The organism is Vibrio sp. Vb0667, assembly GCF_033391095.1.
In genome coordinates this window covers 157,107-173,351 of sequence record NZ_JAWPOL010000007.1, presented here as the reverse complement: position 1 = coordinate 173,351, position 16,245 = coordinate 157,107, and the positions used below count along the sequence as shown (strand labels likewise).

The following is a 16,245-nucleotide window of genomic DNA, read 5'->3' as shown; positions in this document are numbered from 1 at the left end:
TGGTGCCGACTACCGGAATCGAACTGGTGACCTACTGATTACAAGTCAGTTGCTCTACCTACTGAGCTAAGTCGGCACACTTTATTCTTTGTGCTTTTGTCCGTGTTATAACATTTCGTTAAGACACCAACAAATCAAAATATGGTGCCCGGAGGCGGAATCGAACCACCGACACGAGGATTTTCAATCCTCTGCTCTACCGACTGAGCTATCCGGGCAACGGAGCGCTATTAAACGGATTTTCCCGCGTTGCGTCAACCACTTTTTTTAAATAATTTCAAAAAAGTGGTTGTTCGAACGCTTTTTATTCAACTGTCACTACAAAGTTTGCTTCGAGTTAAATTCCTTTTTGAAATTTGTAACTTTTTCTAGGTAGCGACGCGCTTCTGCGTTCGGGTGTTTCTTGGTTAACGCCCAATAAACTTGGTTGGGTTGCAATGAATTAAGATCTTGCATTGCGCGTTTGCGATCACTGCGATGAAATGTGTTTAAAACTCCTCCAGTACCGCCATTGTAAGCTGAAATCATGCTGTACTCGAGAGAGGTAGGGTGGCGGACTTCTCTTAAATAACGATTTTTTAAGATATAGAAATACGCAGTACCAGTATCTATGTTGTTTTCTGGATTAAACAAATATTCAGGGCTTGGTTGGCCCGAGCGCTTTTTCACGAGTTTGAACACATCTCGTCCCGCTGTTTTAGGTACAACTTGCATTAGGCCATATGCATTTGCCCAACTTACCGCGTATGGGTTGAAACTGCTCTCGGTTTTAATAATGGCGTATATCAAGTCTTCTGGAATGTCGTATTTCTTGGAAGCTCGACGCACGATATCGGCGTATTGGTAGCTGCGAGTTGAAAAGTGGTCTTCAACCATGGGAATTTCGACGTAATACGCTTTCTTGAAATCTACATTTTTGGTTTTTATTTTATTTGCGATGAGGTATTCCGCAAATCGGTTTGCCCGCCAAGACCATTGAATTGGCTTATTGTCTTGGTCGACAACTTGTTTATACAGGAATGGTTGCCCCTCTAACGTGATACCTTTAGAGGAGAATAAGTCGACGTGAGCGGGATCGTCTGGTGTTAATAAGGTGGTGACAATCGCGTCTTTTAGGTGTTTTTGGGGCTCTGTCGGTGATACGGTCTCTATCGTGATCACGCCTTTGCGAAAGTCGACCTCGGCGCGGCTAAGGTAGTTATCGATGTACTTAACGTAATTACTCTTGCCAGCGTACTTGATTTCTTTTTTACCCCAGCGCTTTTGAATATTGCCTGAAAAGCTATTGATTAAGGCATCTAGCGCCGCAGTATCTTTTTCAAATTGTCCTGGTAGCTCAGCTAAGTTATTGGCAAAACGGTTTGTTGGCTCGTAGTTGACGTCATAAATCTTTTCGACGAATTCACGGCTACAGCCTGCCATTAAAAGTGCGGCAGCAATAAAGACAATTTTTTTCATAAGTATCAGAGTTATTGAAGGTAATAGAAAAATGACACCACAAATGGTTGTGATGTCATTGTTTAACTCAAGCGACTTTATTCGCTCGGCGGTGTGTAACCTTCGATATGAACGTCTTTTCCTTCAAAGAGGAAATTTACCATTTCTGTTTCGATCAGTTTGCGGTGTTCTGGATCCATCATGTTGAGTTTCTTCTCGTTGATCAACATGGTTTGTTTGTGTTGCCACTGAGCCCACGCTTCTTTCGAGATGTTGTCGAAAATGCGTTTACCTAGTTCACCAGGGTAAAGTTGAAAGTCTAGACCTTCGCCTTCTTTCTTTAGTCGAGCACAAAATACAGTGCGGCTCATAATGACTCCTTGTATTCAATTAACGAAGTTCGTGGGGTAGCGTTTCCAGCAATAGTTTTACTGGCGCGGCTAAACCGACTTCTTCAGGTTTAGATAAGTTATACCAAAGACCTTTGTTGCCTTCCATTATCACGTCCGGTTGCTTTGATAAATCAATCAAAATTGGCGTGATATCTAGGTGGTAATGGCTGAATGTATGACGAAAGGTAATCAGTGTTTGCTTCTGTTTGATATTGCTGGCTTGAATGCCGCGTTGATCCAGTAGCAATTCAATGTCGCTTTCTGCATCCACATGTTCGGTTTGTGGGAAGCAGAATAAGCCACCCCAAATGCCTGTTTGTGGTCTTTGCTCCAACCACACCTCATGACCATTTTCGGTGTTGTGGTGAAGCATCACGAAACGAGTTTGCTTGATTGGTTTATCTTTCTTCGGTTTTTTGCCCGGGTAGTCGAGCACATTACCTTGTTGTTTTGCCACACACAGGTCAGCAACAGGGCAGAGGCTACATTTGGGTTTGCTGCGAGTGCAGACCATTGCGCCCATGTCCATCATTGCCTGGTTATACTTATCTACATCCGTTTGTGGGGTATGCGTTTCGGCAATTTCCCACAGCTGGTTTTCAACCTTTTTTTGTCCTGGCCATCCTGCAACTGCGAAACAGCGGGATAGGGTGCGCTTCACGTTACCATCAAGAATCGCGTGTGGTTGTTTATACACAGACGATAAAATGGCGGCAGCAGTAGAGCGACCAATCCCCGGTAGGGCGTTCATTTTCTCTATATCAAGAGGAAACTCACCATTGTATGTAGAGGCGACCTCTTGTGCTGCTTTGTGAAGGTTACGGGCTCGGGCGTAATACCCTAAGCCAGTCCAAAGGTGTAGGACTTCATCTTGCTCAGCATTGGCAAGATCGATTACGGTTGGAAAGCGCTCCAAGAAACGTTGGTAATACGGAATAACCGTAGTGACCTGAGTTTGCTGAAGCATAATTTCAGACAACCAGACACTGTATGCGGTCTTATTTTGTTGCCACGGAAGATCTTTTCTTCCATATGCGTCATACCATTCTAGGATGGCACTGGCGAAAGGTGTCACGACTTGCTCTGTATTCTATTATTGGTTAGGTGCAAAATTGCACCACATAATGGGCAAGAAGTACAACGGATAAACAGTAGGGATATAAAGAGGTGTTTCGTTGCTTTTGGGTTGCCATAGACCAAGAGCTCAACAAATACTTGCACCTAAGTAAATTCTTTGGATAATCCCCGCTTTGATTAATCAATGTGCAGGCAAAATCAATGAGTGAAGTAACCACTAACGAATACAACGAAGACGGAAAGCTGATCCGCAAAATCCGCAGCTTTGTACGCCGTGAAGGGCGTTTGACTAAAGGTCAAGAGAGCGCGATGAATGAATGCTGGCCTACGATGGGTATTGACTTCAAAGCTGAACTTCTCGATTGGAAAGAGGTGTTTGGCAACGATAACCCAGTAGTGCTTGAGATCGGTTTTGGTATGGGTGCTTCATTGGTTGAAATGGCAAAGAACGCGCCAGAGAAAAACTTCATCGGTATCGAAGTTCATAGCCCAGGCGTTGGTGCTTGTCTTGCCGATGCTCGCGAAGCGGGAATTACTAACCTGCGTGTAATGTGTCACGATGCGGTAGAAGTATTCGAACACATGATCCCAAATGGCAGCTTATCGACACTGCAATTGTTCTTCCCAGACCCTTGGCATAAGAAGCGTCACCACAAGCGTCGTATTGTTCAATTAGGTTTTGCGGAAATGGTGCGTGAGAAGCTTATCCCTAATGAAGGTATTTTCCACATGGCGACCGACTGGGAAAACTACGCAGAGCACATGATTGAAGTGATGAACCAAGCGCCAGGTTTCGAAAACATTGCTAAAGATGGTGATTTCGTTCCTCGTCCAGACGATCGCCCGCTAACGAAGTTTGAAGCTCGTGGTCACCGTCTTGGTCACGGTGTTTGGGATATCAAATATAAGCGTATTGCGTAACCAGAGGAGTTCATGGGATGTACCATTACGCGATATTAGCGAATCCGGGTCATAACCGAATTTACTTTGATAGCGCAATGACCATTGCCTGTTCTGAACTAAAAGCAATTTTAGCTTCACAAGGCGTGGATGTGACAGAAATTGGTAGTAAAGACGTTGGCTTACCTGCTGCGTTGGTGTTTTCTTGTCAGGAAGCGCTAACCGATGAGCAGGCGCGAAGAATCGCAGCCTCTTCGATTTACTATGCGCTATTTGAAGTGCGCGAAGATGGTTTACTTCGACCAGTTCAAGCGCCCGTATTTAACACTTTCCCGGAAAGCATGAGCCAGATTTTGCGCTACACCGGGAAAACAAATGAGCAGTTTACCCGTTTGATGGTGAATATCGGCATTAGTGCGTCCAATACGGGAAGTGAACAACTGACCTTAATGGATCCAATGTGTGGTAAAGGTACAACCTTATTTGAAGGCTTGATCCACGGTTTGAACGTGGTAGGGGTTGAGATCAACGCCAAGTGGGTGCAAGAGATCCAGACCTTTATTGTTAAGTTCATGAAGAATGGCCGCTTTAAGCACAAAGTGAGCAAAGAAAAGCGCACTGCGGGTGGCAAGAAAGTGGCGGATGGTTTCGTGGTTGAAGCTGCAGCAAATAAAGAAGATTACAACCAAGGCAATCTTCAGTTTATGAAGCTGTATTCGGCTGATACTCGTATCGCTGATCAAGTCGTGAAAAAGAACTCAGTTGATGTGATGGTGTCTGATCTGCCTTATGGCGTGCAGCACGGCAGCAAAAATGCCAAGGACAGCAAACTGAACCGTAGTCCACTAGAGCTTTTAAAAGAGGCTCTGCCTGCATGGAAAGTGGTATTGAAAAAGCAAGGTTCAGTGGTGTTGTCTTTCAATGAATTCACATTGAAATGGAAAGATGTCGCGGCATTATTTGAAGAGCAAGGTTGGAAGGTACTTTCAGAAGAGCCTTACATCGGTTATCTTCACCGTGTTGATCAATCTATCAACCGCAATATTATTGTGGCAGTAAAACCATAATCGACTTGAGTCGAACGAACCCTATGGAAAAGCCAACGACACGTTGGCTTTTTTTACCTCTGAGCTCAACGAGTTCTCTTGTAAATAGAAGGTAGAGAATGAAACCGACAGTGGAAATTTTGACAGATATTTTGGCGGAAGTACGCCCTTTAATCGGCCAAGGTAAAGTGGCTGATTACATTCCTGCTCTGGCAAAAGTACCCAGCAACAAGTTAGGTATTGCGGTATACACCAACGAAGGTGAGGTTATTAAGGCGGGTGATGCCGATGAACCTTTCTCTATCCAATCTATTTCAAAAGCATTGAGCTTGACGTTAGCGATGTGCTTGTACAAGCAAGAAGAAATTTGGTCTCGAGTGGGAAAAGAGCCTTCGGGGCAGGCATTTAATTCGCTAATCCAGCTAGAAATGGAGCAAGGTATTCCTCGTAATCCATTTATAAATGCTGGAGCGATAGTAGTGGCAGATTTGTTACAAACTCGCTTATCTGCACCTCGTCAGCGCCTGTTGGAATTTGTGCGTCAGCTTTCTGGTGATACCCATATTGTGTATGACAAAGTCGTTGCGGCATCCGAAATGATGCATGGTGATCGTAATGCGGCGATTGCATATCTCATGCGTTCGTTTGGCAACTTCGAAAATGAAGTGATTCCAGTACTACAAAACTACTTCCACGCTTGTGCGCTGAAGATGAGTTGCGTCGATTTGGCTAAAACGTTTAGCTATTTAGCAAACAAGGGCACATCGGTACAAACGGGTAAGCCTGTAGTTTCTCCTGTGCAAACCAAACAACTTAATGCACTGTTAGCAACGTGTGGCTTGTATGATGGCGCGGGCGAGTTTGCTTATCGCGTTGGTATGCCTGGTAAGTCTGGTGTTGGTGGTGGCATTATCGCGGTAGTACCTGGTGAAATGACCATTTCAGTATGGTCTCCAGAGCTTGATCCTTCAGGTAACTCGCTTGCGGGTACTAAGGCGCTTGAGCTGCTCTCAGAGCGAATTGGCCGTTCAATTTTCTAATGTTAGAAATGTGTCAACCTTATTTAGGACGGCACAGTTTCTAAATAAAAAGCCTCTCAATTGAGAGGCTTTTTTTGTTTTTGGGTTGCGTTACTCTTCGCTTTCTTCGGCCATAAAGGCTTCGAGCAAATCATTAAGGAAGAGCTTCCCTTTTTCAGTAATTTGCCAGTGGGTAGGCGTTTCACTCAGGTAGCCCATTTCTATCGCCCAGTTGATGGTTTCTTGAATCGTACTAAGCGGTAAGCCCGTGGTGTCCACGTAATCTTGCTTCGGACAGGCTTCAATTAAGCGGAATCGGTTCATAAAGAACTCGAATGGACGATCTTCATCCGCGACGACATGTTCCGTATGCAGATAAGGTTTGACCATATTTTGATAAGCCGCTAAATAGCCTCGCGGGTGTTTTACCTTTGTCGTTCGAATAATACGTCCGTCGGTAAAACTGAGTTTGCCATGAGAGCCACAACCGATACCAAGGTAATCACCAAAGCGCCAGTAGTTGAGGTTGTGCTGACACTGATAGCCCGGCTTACTGTAACCGGAGATTTCATATTGCACATAACCCGCGGCTGCAAGTTTTTGGTGTCCGAGCTCGAAAATATCCCACAAGTCATCATCGTCAGGTAGCGTTGGTGGCTTGTAGTAGAACATGGTGTTTGGTTCGATGGTCAGCTGATACCAAGACAAGTGCGGCGGTGCCAACTCAATCGCTTTGTCCAAATCTGCCAAGGCTTGTTCGATGCTTTGATCAGGTAAGCCGTGCATGAGATCGAGGTTAAAGCTGTTCAAACCGATTTGGTGCGCCAGCTTAGCAGCATTGACGGCTTCGTCTTGGCCGTGAATGCGCCCCAAACGCTCAAGCTTCTGCTGCTCAAAGCTTTGTACGCCGATAGAGATACGCGTTACACCAGCTTTGCGGTAGCCAACAAAACGCTCTGCTTCGATGGTGCCTGGATTCGCTTCCATGGTGATTTCGATTTCAGGCTTGAACGGAATACGCGCTTCAATGCCCTTAAGTAGACGCTCGATGCCTTCTGCCGAAATCAAACTCGGCGTACCACCACCAATGAAGATTGAATGCAGTGGACGTGGCGCTTCGTTAAGTCGGTATTTCTCAATGTCGGTATCCAAATCTTCTAAAAGGGCACTGATGTACTCTTCTTCTGGAATCTCGGTTTTGAGCGCGTGAGAGTTAAAGTCGCAATACGGGCACTTTTGCACACACCAAGGGATGTGTACATACAAGCTGAGTGCTGGGGGCGTTAACATGGTCTAATTCGCTCGTGATTACTGAGACACTTGCTCAGACAGTTGAGCAAACAACGACTTGAGCGCTTTACCGCGGTGAGACAGTTGTTTCTTACGTGCAGGTTCAAGTTCGGCTGACGCACAGTTGTCTTCAGGAACAAAGAAGATAGGGTCGTAGCCAAAGCCATTTTCACCGTGTGCTTCAGTTAGAATTCGGCCTTCCCATTTACCGTGACAGACGATAGGCGTTGGGTCGTTCTCGTGACGCATGAGGACTAATACGCAGTGGAAACGTGCTGTACGCTCTGCTTCTGGTACGCCTTCCATTGCCGCTAGCAATTTTTCTAGATTCTCTTGATCAGATGCGCTCTCGCCTGCGTAACGTGCAGAGTAAATGCCCGGAGCGCCTTTTAAGAAATCGACTTCTAATCCAGAGTCGTCTGCAATGGCAGGAAGCCCTGTTTCTTGTGCGGCATGGCGAGCTTTAATGATTGCGTTTTCAATGAAAGTTGTACCCGTTTCAGCTACTTCCGATACATTGAATTCACTTTGCGCTAATACTTCAAAGCCGAAGTCAGACAATAAATCTGCCATTTCACGAACTTTGCCTTGGTTACCAGTTGCTAGCACAATTTTTTTCATGGGAATCTCTTTTAATAGTGATAGAGGAGAACAAATCGTTCTCCTCTAGATATTCTTTAACTAATAAGTGGTTTTTAGCCTGCTTAGATCCAAAAGCTTTTGGAACATCACAACCCAATTACTCTTCAACATAAAACTTCTGGGTGAATTTAAGCTTACCTGAGCCTTTGTTTCCAGCTTTTACGTCAATATCGAAAGTAAAAGTTTCTTCGTGGGTAATTGGTAGTTCGGCTAAATAGTATATCGCATTGCCTTCTTTGACTTCACGAAAGGTCAAGGTCTGAGTTTGGCCGATAAGGTTCTTCGCGCGTCCAGCAATTTTTGCTTCTAATGCTGGTTTACCCAATGAAGCTCTATCTAACACGCTAATATTAACCACAGCGAGGTATCCATTACGTTTGATATCGTAGCTACGTGCGACTTTGGGTGTTAGGAATGTTGAGTTAAACGCGACATAGTGTACTTCGATATCTTTCATATTTTTAAACTGATCGGCGAAGCTTGGTAACGACAACAGGCTAATCAGTAATGCGGTAATCCATTTGCTCATTGTTACTTCCTCAAAGCACTTGTTATAAAACAACCATAGCTGCAATTTTACCTTGGTCAGGGGGTAAAAAATGCGTACTCAGTCGTTGGTATTAGTAAGTGTGGTACAAAATCGTAAATAAAAAGCCATCATATGATGGCTTTAATTTCTGTCGGTATCTGGGTAGGCGATTCTATCCGAATTTGTTTGTGCCGTCCTAATTCACCTTTTTCTATGTGAACCAAACCCTTAGCGATTTTAAACTGCTTGGCTAAGAACTTAGTTAGGTGTGCATTAGCTTTGCCATCGACAGGTGGAGCAGTAATGGCGATTTTTAGCTCTTCACCATGCAAGCCAACGATTTTATCGCGGCTAGCTTTAGGTTGAATATAGAGCTTCAGGATGATGTCCTCACCATCTTGCCAAACTGCAGCTGACATTATAGCTGGAACCAAATTGGACCAATGATATCGCCCATTAAGAAGTTCGCGAACTGCAAGCCGATAAATAACACCAGTACGCTTAAATCAAGACCACCAATAGCCGGAAGAATACGACGGATTGGAGCGCACATTGGCTCGGTCAGTTGATGGAATACGTACTCGATAGGGCTGCGGCCTTGGCTTACCCAGCTCAAAATTGCACGGATCAATAGTACCCAGAACAATAGGCCACCTGCGGCTTTGATTAATGATAATAAGCCCAAGAATAAGAAGTCAGCGCTGAAAGAGACGGAACCGTTCGAAGCTATTAGGATAAGCACGACAAATTTAAGCACACACAACACGTAGGCAAACAACACGGTTGCTAGGTCAATATTCCCCACGGAAGGGATAACGCGGCGCAATGGACCAATGACCGGCTGAGTCGCTTTTACTATAAATTGCGAGAATGGGTTGTAGAAGTCTGCGCGCGCAGCTTGCAACCAAATTCGCAAAATTACGACCATGATGTACAGGTCAAATAGGGTTGAGATGAGAAAACTCATTGAATTCATAAGGTACCCTTAACAAGTGATGGATGATACTAAACGGAGTTCATCCAAATAATTAAAACAGTTTTTCCATTTCTTCCGCGCGAGCCACAGCAGCTTGCATGGCTTTAGCGACAATATCTGAAAGTTGATGTTCGTTGAATGTACGCAGTGCTTCTGCCGTTGTCCCACCTTTCGAAGTTACGTTCTCACGCAGGGTCGATAGCTCAGTTTCTGGGTTGCTAACCACCATACTGGCCGCGCCCAGTGCCGCTTGCTGAACCAATAGTCGAGCGGTCTCTTTATCAAAGCCTTGCGCAATCGCTTCTGCTTGCATCGCTTCCATAAACAGGAAGAAGTATGCTGGAGCACTGCCCGCTGCGGCAATCACATTATTGATGCCAGACTCTTGCTCAACCCAACATACTTTACCGACCGCTTCCATTAACTCTGCGGCAAAAGCTTTGTCGTGCTCGGTTACATGAGTTGGTGCGAACAACCCACTCATACCCAACCCAAGTTGTGATGGCGTATTTGGCATAACACGAACCAAGTTCAATTTGGTGGCTAGCATATCATCCAATCGTGAACAGTTGATGCCTGCGGCAATAGAAATCACCAGTTTATTAGTGAAATCGATCGATTGCAGTGGTTTACAGACATCCGCCATCATTTGCGGTTTTACAGACAATACCACCACATCCGCCTCGGTCGCAGCTTGGATGTTATCGCTGGTGGTACGGATGCCAAAATCTTGTTCTAGCAGAAGGCGGCGAGCCTCTGAAGGAGCCGTCGCGGTAATGTTTTGCGCTGGATATCCGTTAGCAACCAAGCCGGAAACAATGGCTCTCACCATGTTGCCAGCACCAATGAAGGCGATTTTTTTATGTTCCATTTGTCTGATTTCCATCATGATATTTAGAATTTGTTGTGCGCTCAGGTGTATAATGGCGCCGCTGTTACTTACTGCTCCTATTGGCGAGTAAGATGATTGCGCATTTACGCTCTAACGATTGACGACATAACTTATGTCGCGAGTGAGCGTTTTGTTGATTTAGCTGTAGTCTCGTGCGCCGAAAATAGCGGTTCCAATACGAACCATTGTACTACCAGCTTCGATTGCAGCGGTCATATCACCACTCATTCCCATTGATAATGTATCGATTTCTGGGAACTGTGCTTCGAGTGTTTGCTTCAACGTAGCCAACTTCTGAAATTCACGGAGTTGTGATTCGTAGTCAGACACGTTGGCAGGAATCGACATCAACCCTCTTAAAGTGAGGTTGGGTAGGCGAGAAATCAACTCCGCCAGCTCGAATACTTCCGCTTCAGTGACACCAGATTTAGATGTCTCACCACTGGTGTTAACCTGAATCAGAACTTGTAGCGGTTTAAGTTCGCTTGGCCGCTGATCATTCAGGCGTTGAGCAATCTTGGTTCGATCGATGGTGTGAACCCAATCGAAATGTTCAGCAACAAGTCGCGATTTATTCGATTGAATCGGGCCAATGAAGTGCCATTCGATTCGATTATCTGGATAATGCACGGCAAAGTGCTGAACTTTACTGACGCCCTCTTGAACGTAGTTTTCACCAAAGGCGGTTTGTCCCGCTTGGTAGGCTTCGAGAATTGCCTCGACAGGTTTAGTTTTGCTTACCGCTAGAAGTTGCACTGACTCTGGAGTTCGACCACATTTTTGCTCGTCATATCGAATTTGAGAGGTGATATGTTCAATATTTTGTTGAATACTACTCATAGCTGTACTTTAGACTTAAGGATTTTAAATGGATATCACTGAGTTACTGGATTTTAGTGTAAAACATAATGCCTCGGATCTACATCTTTCTGCAGGTGTCCCACCAATGGTTCGTATTGATGGGGATGTAAGAAAACTAGGCATTCCAGCGTTTACACACCAAGAAGTGCATCGTTTGGTTTTCGAAATCATGAACGATGCCCAGCGCAGTGAGTTCGAAGAAAAACTCGAAGTCGATTTCTCTTTTGAGTTGCATAACGTTGGCCGTTTCCGTGTCAACGCTTTCAACCAATCTCGCGGTTGTGCGGCAGTATTCCGTACCATTCCAAGTAGCATTCCAACTCTGGAAGAGCTAGAAGCGCCAGAGATCTTCAAAAAAATTGCGAACGCTGAAAAAGGCTTAGTTCTGGTCACTGGCCCAACAGGTTCAGGTAAATCGACGACCTTAGCAGCCATTGTTGACTACATTAACCGTAATCACAACAAGCACGTACTCACAATTGAAGATCCGATTGAATTTGTTCACAACAACAATAAATGTTTGATCAACCAGCGTGAAGTTCACCGTGACACCCATAGTTTCCAAAATGCTTTGCGTAGTGCATTGCGCGAAGACCCAGACGTTATTCTGGTTGGTGAGATGCGTGATAAAGAAACCATCAGTCTTGCCTTAACGGCGGCAGAAACGGGTCACTTAGTTTTCGGGACGTTGCACACCAGCTCGGCGGCAAAAACCATTGACCGTATTATCGATGTGTTTCCTGGTAGTGATAAAGATATGGTCCGCTCGATGCTATCTGAGTCCCTTCGTTCGGTTATCGCGCAAAAGCTTCTGAAGCGTAATGGTGGTGGCCGTATTGCATGCCATGAAATTATGATGGCAACGCCTGCGATTCGTAACTTGATCCGCGAAGACAAAGTCGCGCAGATGTATTCGATCATTCAAACAGGTGCGGCTCACGGCATGCAAACCATGGAGCAAAATGCTCGTCAGTTAATGGCGCAAGGCATGGTTGCCCGTGAAGAGGTCGATAGTAAGATCGGATTAGAAGTGCAGCAATTCTCGTAACGTTCATACAGATAATGGTGAATACGGAAGATGGATCTAGATAAATTTCTCGAAGGCATGCTGGCGCTGAAAGCGTCGGATCTTTACATCACGGTTGGAGCGCCAATTCTATTTCGTGTGGATGGCGAATTGCGTCCGCAAGGGGAAAAACTTACCGAGAGTGATGTGGCTGCATTACTCGATAGCGCTATGGAACCAGATCGGCGTCAGGAATTTCGTAAAAGTCGCGAGTCGAATTTTGCCATTGTGAGAGATTGTGGTCGCTTCCGTGTGAGTGCCTTTTTTCAACGCGAGTTACCAGGCGCAGTGATTCGTCGTATTGAAACCAATATTCCTACTTTTGAGCAGTTAAAGTTACCGTTAGTGTTGCAAGATTTGGCGATAGCTAAGCGTGGTTTGGTGCTGGTGGTCGGTGCTACTGGATCGGGTAAATCGACCACCATGGCGGCGATGACAGGCTATCGAAACAGCAATAAAACCGGGCACATTTTGACGGTCGAAGATCCGATCGAATTCGTGCATGAACACAAGCGCTGTATCGTGACTCAACGCGAAGTTGGGTTAGATACGGAAAGCTATGAAGTTGCGCTTAAAAACTCGCTGCGCCAAGCACCAGATATGATTTTGATTGGTGAGATCCGTAGCCGTGAAACAATGGAATACGCGATGACCTTCGCCGAAACGGGTCACCTGTGTATGGCAACGTTGCACGCCAACAATGCAAACCAAGCTTTAGAGCGCATTCTTCACTTGGTACCGAAAGATCAAAAAGAACAATTCTTGTTCGATTTGTCGATGAACCTAAAAGGCGTGGTTGGTCAGCAGCTGATCCGAGATAAAAATGGGCAGGGACGTCATGGTGTATTTGAGATCTTGCTAAATAGCCCACGTGTGTCGGATTTGATTCGTCGCGGAGATTTACATGAGTTGAAGTCAACCATGGCTCGCTCAAATGAGTTTGGTATGCTGACGTTCGATCAATCTCTTTATAAGTTAGTGATGCAAGGTAAGATCAGCGAAGAGGATGCACTACATAGTGCCGACTCGGCAAATGATCTGCGCTTGATGTTGAAAACGCAGCGTGGTGAAGCATTCTCTACGGGCAGTTTGGCAAACGTTAAGATCGATATGGATTAATCCAATCCAGAAACAAAAAAGGTTGGCAGAAGCCAACCTTTTTTCATTGTGCTTGAAGTGTTTACTCACCCCAAAGGGCTTCAAACCAGCTTTCTAGAATCACCACCGCTGACTGGCAGTCAACATTACCTTTCGATAGGGCTTTGTAGCCGCCCATGCTGAACAACTCCGCACGAGCTTCTGCAGTAGATAAACGCTCATCATGCAGTTCAACTGGCAATCCGTATCGGCCTTGCAGACGCTTAGCAAATTTTCGTGCACGAGGGGTTATGGTCTCAAGGTCTTTACCATGCAGATCGGTCGGTAAGCCGACCACTAGCAAATCTGGTTGCCACTCTTTGATTTGCTTTTCGATATCGTCCCAGTTTGGAATACCGTCATTGGCTTTAAAGGCTTTTAATGGGGAAGCTGTACCAGTAATTTCTTGGCCAATAGCGCTACCAATGCTTTTGGTTCCAAAGTCAAAAGCCATAATTGTGCGTGACATAAGGTGTCTCTATCTAATGTAACTGTATATTTGGACTAAGCATGTCCAGAGTCTGCTGAAAGGTGACTTGGGTCGATGCCCAGCTTTTCGACCGCTTTCTTCCAACGCTCGTTGATTGGTGTATTAAAGATAATTTCAGGCGTTGCTTCAATGGTGAGCCAAGAGTTTTCGACCAGCTCACTTTCTAATTGGCCTGCACTCCAACCGGAGTAGCCAAGTGCCACTAAGTAATCACTTGGTTCTGCTTCTGTTCCTAACACCGACAGAATATCACGCGAAGTGGTTACCGCGAGGTCATCGGTCATTTGGACGCTGGACTCGTAGTAATCTTTGGGTTTATGCAAAATAAAACCACGATCTTCCGAGATTGGGCCGCCATTGTAGACTGGTCTATCTAGACTGGCTTCAAATAGGCGCGGGTGTACTGGCTGAACTTCCACCTGCTTGAGCATGTTGCCGACGGTGATATCAACAGGAGCATTGATCATCAGCCCCATAGCGCCGTCTTCGTTGTGCTCACAAACGTAGATCACGCTGTTTTGAAAGTACGGATCTTTCATCCCAGGCATGGCAACCAAAAAGTGATTTGTGAGATTCATACTCATACTGACCCTTAACTCTCGTAAATGCCCTTAAGCAAACATCATACAATTTACCATCTAGGTATGTGCATGAGTTTGCTTAAGTTAATGTACTACGCTCTCTATTAACTGTAATACAGTTTGAGTTATTCGCCTTTTACTCGACGCTCAATCGCATCCATCAGCTTGCCTGTGATTGAGATATCAAAAGCTGCTTCAATTTCGCGAATACAGGTTGGGCTGGTGACGTTGATTTCTGTTAGCTTGTCGCCAATTACGTCAAGGCCAACAAAGATAAGGCCTTTTTCTTTCAGTGTCGGAGCAACGGTTTGCGCAATTTTGAGGTCGGTTTCGCTTAGCGGACGAGCTTCACCAGTACCACCAGCGGCTAGGTTGCCGCGCGTTTCGCCTTTAGCAGGAATGCGTGCTAGACAGTAAGGCATAGGTTCGCCATCTACCACTAGGATACGTTTGTCACCGTTGCTGATGTCTGGCACGAAGGTTTGTGCCATTGCGTAGTTTTGACCGTGGTTAGTCAATGTCTCGATGATCACAGAGACGTTTGGATCGTTTTCTTTCACACGGAAGATGGACGCGCCACCCATACCATCAAGCGGTTTCAGGATGACATCACCATGTTTTTCACGAAATTCTTTAATTTTCTCTGCTTTTCGCGTCACGATAGTTGTAGGTGTCAGCTCTGGGAACCATGCTGTAAACAGCTTTTCGTTACAATCACGTAAGCTTTGAGGCTTGTTAACGATCAGTGCACCTTGTTCTTCTGCACGCTCAAGGATGTAAGTCGCGTAGATGTATTCAGTATCAAACGGAGGATCTTTACGCATTAGCACCGCGTCTAGCTCAGACAGTTCGATAGTTTGCTCTGATTTGAACTCGTACCAACCGTTTGGATCTTCTTTTAGTTCTACCACTTTAGTATCTGCAATGGCAACGCCTTGATCGAGATGCAGATCATTCATTTCCATGTAGTGGATTTCATAGCCGCGTCGTTGCGCTTCAAGCATCATGGCAAAGCTAGAGTCTTTTTTGATGTTAATGGACGAAATTGGGTCCATTACGATACCGAGTTTGATCATTATTTTTCTCCGTTTAACCAAGATCGCCGAAACGAACTTGTAAGGCTGTAATTGCTGTCAGAGCCGCTGTTTCGGTACGCAGAACGCGAGGGCCGAGTAGCGTTTCTTCAAATTGGTATTCTCGAGTCATCTCGATTTCTTCAGACGATAAACCGCCTTCAGGACCGATCAGTAGGCGCACTTTTTCAACCGGGGTTGGCAAAGTGTTGATTGAGTATTTAGCACGAGGGTGAAGGTTAAGCTTTAAACCATCGTACTCTTCTTGACACCACTCTTCCAAGCTCATAATTGGACGAATTTCGGGCACGACATTACGCCCACATTGTTCACAGGCACTGATGGCGATTTTCTGCCATTGCGCGAGTTTTTTCTCAAAACGCTTTTGGTCAAGCTTGACACCACAACGTTCAGAAATCAGAGGAGTGATGGTATTGACGCCAAGTTCAACAGACTTTTGGATGGTGAACTCCATCTTATCGCCACGTGAAATGACTTGGCCAAGGTGCAGATCTAAAGGGGATTCAATACTGCTTTCTACACGCTCGGTGATGTTAACCAAAACTGATTTCTTGCTGACTTCACTGATAACCGCTGGGAACTCTGCGCCACTGCCGTCAAAAAGGAGAACGTCTTGGCCTTCTTTCATGCGCAAAACACGACCGATATGGCCTGCTGCGTCGTCACTTAAAGCAAGTGAGCCAAGTTGATGAATGGTTTCTGGATGATAAATTCGAGGGGTACGCATGAGATTTCCAGCAAGAGAATAAACTTAAACCCTAACATGGATGCTTTGCACCGAAAAAACAAGGGGCAAGAAGCGTTTCAATATCAGTA

The 16,245-nt window shown here is 45.4% G+C and carries 19 protein-coding genes and 2 tRNA genes; 5 read left to right on the top strand and 16 right to left on the bottom strand.

Annotation, left to right across the window (positions count from 1 at the left end):
• The 5 genes from R8269_RS10385 to mutY form a co-directional block, all read right to left on the bottom strand.
• Positions 1 to 76 (bottom strand) — tRNA-Thr (locus R8269_RS10385).
• A gap of 66 nt (positions 77 to 142) precedes the next feature.
• Positions 143 to 218: transfer RNA gene (locus R8269_RS10380), tRNA-Phe, on the bottom strand.
• A gap of 100 nt (positions 219 to 318) precedes the next feature.
• Positions 319 to 1,458 (bottom strand): membrane-bound lytic murein transglycosylase MltC, encoded by a 1,140-nt coding sequence (gene mltC / locus R8269_RS10375; protein ID WP_005381001.1) that lies wholly within the window; start codon positions 1,456 to 1,458, stop codon positions 319 to 321.
• A 77-nt stretch (positions 1,459 to 1,535) separates the two neighbouring features.
• Positions 1,536 to 1,808 (bottom strand): oxidative damage protection protein, encoded by a 273-nt coding sequence (locus R8269_RS10370; RefSeq protein WP_005381002.1) that lies wholly within the window; start codon positions 1,806 to 1,808, stop codon positions 1,536 to 1,538.
• A gap of 19 nt (positions 1,809 to 1,827) precedes the next feature.
• A complete protein-coding gene (mutY, locus tag R8269_RS10365; RefSeq protein ID WP_017635575.1) occupies positions 1,828 to 2,904 on the bottom strand; it encodes an A/G-specific adenine glycosylase in 1,077 nt (358 codons plus the stop codon).
• Between the two features lie 203 nt (positions 2,905 to 3,107).
• Here mutY and trmB point away from each other — a divergent pair, with 203 nt between their 5' ends.
• From trmB to glsB, 3 genes are all read left to right on the top strand, one after another.
• Positions 3,108 to 3,827 carry a tRNA (guanosine(46)-N7)-methyltransferase TrmB gene (gene trmB, locus R8269_RS10360; RefSeq protein ID WP_005384506.1) on the top strand — a complete coding sequence of 240 codons (720 nt, stop codon included), beginning with the start codon at positions 3,108 to 3,110 and terminating at the stop codon, positions 3,825 to 3,827.
• Between the two features lie 17 nt (positions 3,828 to 3,844).
• Positions 3,845 to 4,873 (top strand): TRM11 family SAM-dependent methyltransferase, encoded by a 1,029-nt coding sequence (locus R8269_RS10355; RefSeq protein WP_005384509.1) that lies wholly within the window; start codon positions 3,845 to 3,847, stop codon positions 4,871 to 4,873.
• A gap of 98 nt (positions 4,874 to 4,971) precedes the next feature.
• The gene (gene glsB, locus R8269_RS10350; RefSeq protein WP_005381007.1) at positions 4,972 to 5,892 is read left to right on the top strand and encodes a glutaminase B; all 921 of its coding nucleotides are present in this window, start codon (positions 4,972 to 4,974) and stop codon (positions 5,890 to 5,892) included.
• Between the two features lie 90 nt (positions 5,893 to 5,982).
• On the opposite strand, the gene hemW is transcribed toward glsB, so the two are convergent.
• The 7 genes from hemW to R8269_RS10315 form a co-directional block, all read right to left on the bottom strand.
• Entirely contained in the window at positions 5,983 to 7,161 is a 1,179-nt protein-coding gene (gene hemW / locus R8269_RS10345) for a radical SAM family heme chaperone HemW (RefSeq protein ID WP_005384511.1), read from the bottom strand.
• Positions 7,162 to 7,179: 18 nt separating this feature from the next.
• Positions 7,180 to 7,782, bottom strand: coding sequence for an XTP/dITP diphosphatase (locus tag R8269_RS10340; RefSeq protein ID WP_005381009.1), 603 nt, complete (start codon positions 7,780 to 7,782; stop codon positions 7,180 to 7,182).
• A gap of 118 nt (positions 7,783 to 7,900) precedes the next feature.
• A complete protein-coding gene (locus tag R8269_RS10335) occupies positions 7,901 to 8,332 on the bottom strand; it encodes a DUF4426 domain-containing protein (protein WP_005381010.1) in 432 nt (143 codons plus the stop codon).
• A 128-nt stretch (positions 8,333 to 8,460) separates the two neighbouring features.
• The gene (gene yggU / locus R8269_RS10330; RefSeq protein WP_005381011.1) at positions 8,461 to 8,751 is read right to left on the bottom strand and encodes a DUF167 family protein YggU; all 291 of its coding nucleotides are present in this window, start codon (positions 8,749 to 8,751) and stop codon (positions 8,461 to 8,463) included.
• Complete coding sequence (locus R8269_RS10325) at positions 8,751 to 9,308, bottom strand: YggT family protein (RefSeq protein WP_005381012.1); 558 nt, start codon at positions 9,306 to 9,308, stop codon at positions 8,751 to 8,753. Before R8269_RS10325 ends, yggU begins: the two co-directional genes overlap by 1 nt.
• Positions 9,309 to 9,360: 52 nt before the next feature.
• Positions 9,361 to 10,179, bottom strand: coding sequence for a pyrroline-5-carboxylate reductase (gene proC, locus R8269_RS10320; protein WP_005381013.1), 819 nt, complete (start codon positions 10,177 to 10,179; stop codon positions 9,361 to 9,363).
• Positions 10,180 to 10,338: 159 nt separating this feature from the next.
• Entirely contained in the window at positions 10,339 to 11,040 is a 702-nt protein-coding gene (locus R8269_RS10315) for a YggS family pyridoxal phosphate-dependent enzyme (protein ID WP_053306787.1), read from the bottom strand.
• Between the two features lie 28 nt (positions 11,041 to 11,068).
• On the opposite strand from R8269_RS10315, the gene R8269_RS10310 reads away from it, so the two are divergent.
• Positions 11,069 to 12,109, top strand: a complete 1,041-nt coding sequence (locus R8269_RS10310; RefSeq protein WP_005381015.1) for a type IV pilus twitching motility protein PilT — start codon at positions 11,069 to 11,071, stop codon at positions 12,107 to 12,109.
• A 30-nt stretch (positions 12,110 to 12,139) separates the two neighbouring features.
• Entirely contained in the window at positions 12,140 to 13,246 is a 1,107-nt protein-coding gene (locus tag R8269_RS10305) for a PilT/PilU family type 4a pilus ATPase (protein ID WP_005381016.1), read from the top strand.
• A gap of 61 nt (positions 13,247 to 13,307) precedes the next feature.
• Here the strand turns inward: R8269_RS10305 and ruvX are convergent, their stop codons facing one another.
• The 4 genes from ruvX to rsmE form a co-directional block, all read right to left on the bottom strand.
• Positions 13,308 to 13,733 (bottom strand): Holliday junction resolvase RuvX, encoded by a 426-nt coding sequence (gene ruvX / locus R8269_RS10300; RefSeq protein ID WP_005381017.1) that lies wholly within the window; start codon positions 13,731 to 13,733, stop codon positions 13,308 to 13,310.
• 35 nt (positions 13,734 to 13,768) lie between these two features.
• Complete coding sequence (locus tag R8269_RS10295; RefSeq protein ID WP_005381020.1) at positions 13,769 to 14,332, bottom strand: YqgE/AlgH family protein; 564 nt, start codon at positions 14,330 to 14,332, stop codon at positions 13,769 to 13,771.
• 128 nt (positions 14,333 to 14,460) lie between these two features.
• Positions 14,461 to 15,411, bottom strand: coding sequence for a glutathione synthase (gene gshB / locus R8269_RS10290; RefSeq protein WP_005381021.1), 951 nt, complete (start codon positions 15,409 to 15,411; stop codon positions 14,461 to 14,463).
• A 13-nt stretch (positions 15,412 to 15,424) separates the two neighbouring features.
• Entirely contained in the window at positions 15,425 to 16,156 is a 732-nt protein-coding gene (gene rsmE, locus R8269_RS10285; RefSeq protein ID WP_154205024.1) for a 16S rRNA (uracil(1498)-N(3))-methyltransferase, read from the bottom strand.
• Between the last annotated feature and the right edge of the window lie 89 nt (positions 16,157 to 16,245).

What these genes read in the sequence shown, in the direction of transcription:
- trmB (WP_005384506.1), top strand. Translation starts at nt 3,108, where the DNA reads ATGAGTGAAGTAACCACTAACGAATACAACGAAGACGGAAAGCTGATC.
- R8269_RS10310 (WP_005381015.1), top strand. Translation starts at nt 11,069, where the DNA reads ATGGATATCACTGAGTTACTGGATTTTAGTGTAAAACATAATGCCTCG.
- glsB (WP_005381007.1), top strand. Translation starts at nt 4,972, where the DNA reads ATGAAACCGACAGTGGAAATTTTGACAGATATTTTGGCGGAAGTACGC.
- R8269_RS10295 (WP_005381020.1), bottom strand. Translation starts at nt 14,332, where the DNA reads ATGAATCTCACAAATCACTTTTTGGTTGCCATGCCTGGGATGAAAGAT.
- R8269_RS10305 (WP_005381016.1), top strand. Translation starts at nt 12,140, where the DNA reads ATGGATCTAGATAAATTTCTCGAAGGCATGCTGGCGCTGAAAGCGTCG.
- hemW (WP_005384511.1), bottom strand. Translation starts at nt 7,161, where the DNA reads ATGTTAACGCCCCCAGCACTCAGCTTGTATGTACACATCCCTTGGTGT.
- R8269_RS10335 (WP_005381010.1), bottom strand. Translation starts at nt 8,332, where the DNA reads ATGAGCAAATGGATTACCGCATTACTGATTAGCCTGTTGTCGTTACCA.
- mltC (WP_005381001.1), bottom strand. Translation starts at nt 1,458, where the DNA reads ATGAAAAAAATTGTCTTTATTGCTGCCGCACTTTTAATGGCAGGCTGT.
- R8269_RS10355 (WP_005384509.1), top strand. Translation starts at nt 3,845, where the DNA reads ATGTACCATTACGCGATATTAGCGAATCCGGGTCATAACCGAATTTAC.
- yggU (WP_005381011.1), bottom strand. Translation starts at nt 8,751, where the DNA reads ATGTCAGCTGCAGTTTGGCAAGATGGTGAGGACATCATCCTGAAGCTC.
- ruvX (WP_005381017.1), bottom strand. Translation starts at nt 13,733, where the DNA reads ATGTCACGCACAATTATGGCTTTTGACTTTGGAACCAAAAGCATTGGT.
- R8269_RS10340 (WP_005381009.1), bottom strand. Translation starts at nt 7,782, where the DNA reads ATGAAAAAAATTGTGCTAGCAACTGGTAACCAAGGCAAAGTTCGTGAA.
- R8269_RS10325 (WP_005381012.1), bottom strand. Translation starts at nt 9,308, where the DNA reads ATGAATTCAATGAGTTTTCTCATCTCAACCCTATTTGACCTGTACATC.
- R8269_RS10370 (WP_005381002.1), bottom strand. Translation starts at nt 1,808, where the DNA reads ATGAGCCGCACTGTATTTTGTGCTCGACTAAAGAAAGAAGGCGAAGGT.
- R8269_RS10315 (WP_053306787.1), bottom strand. Translation starts at nt 11,040, where the DNA reads ATGAGTAGTATTCAACAAAATATTGAACATATCACCTCTCAAATTCGA.
- proC (WP_005381013.1), bottom strand. Translation starts at nt 10,179, where the DNA reads ATGGAACATAAAAAAATCGCCTTCATTGGTGCTGGCAACATGGTGAGA.
- rsmE (WP_154205024.1), bottom strand. Translation starts at nt 16,156, where the DNA reads ATGCGTACCCCTCGAATTTATCATCCAGAAACCATTCATCAACTTGGC.
- gshB (WP_005381021.1), bottom strand. Translation starts at nt 15,411, where the DNA reads ATGATCAAACTCGGTATCGTAATGGACCCAATTTCGTCCATTAACATC.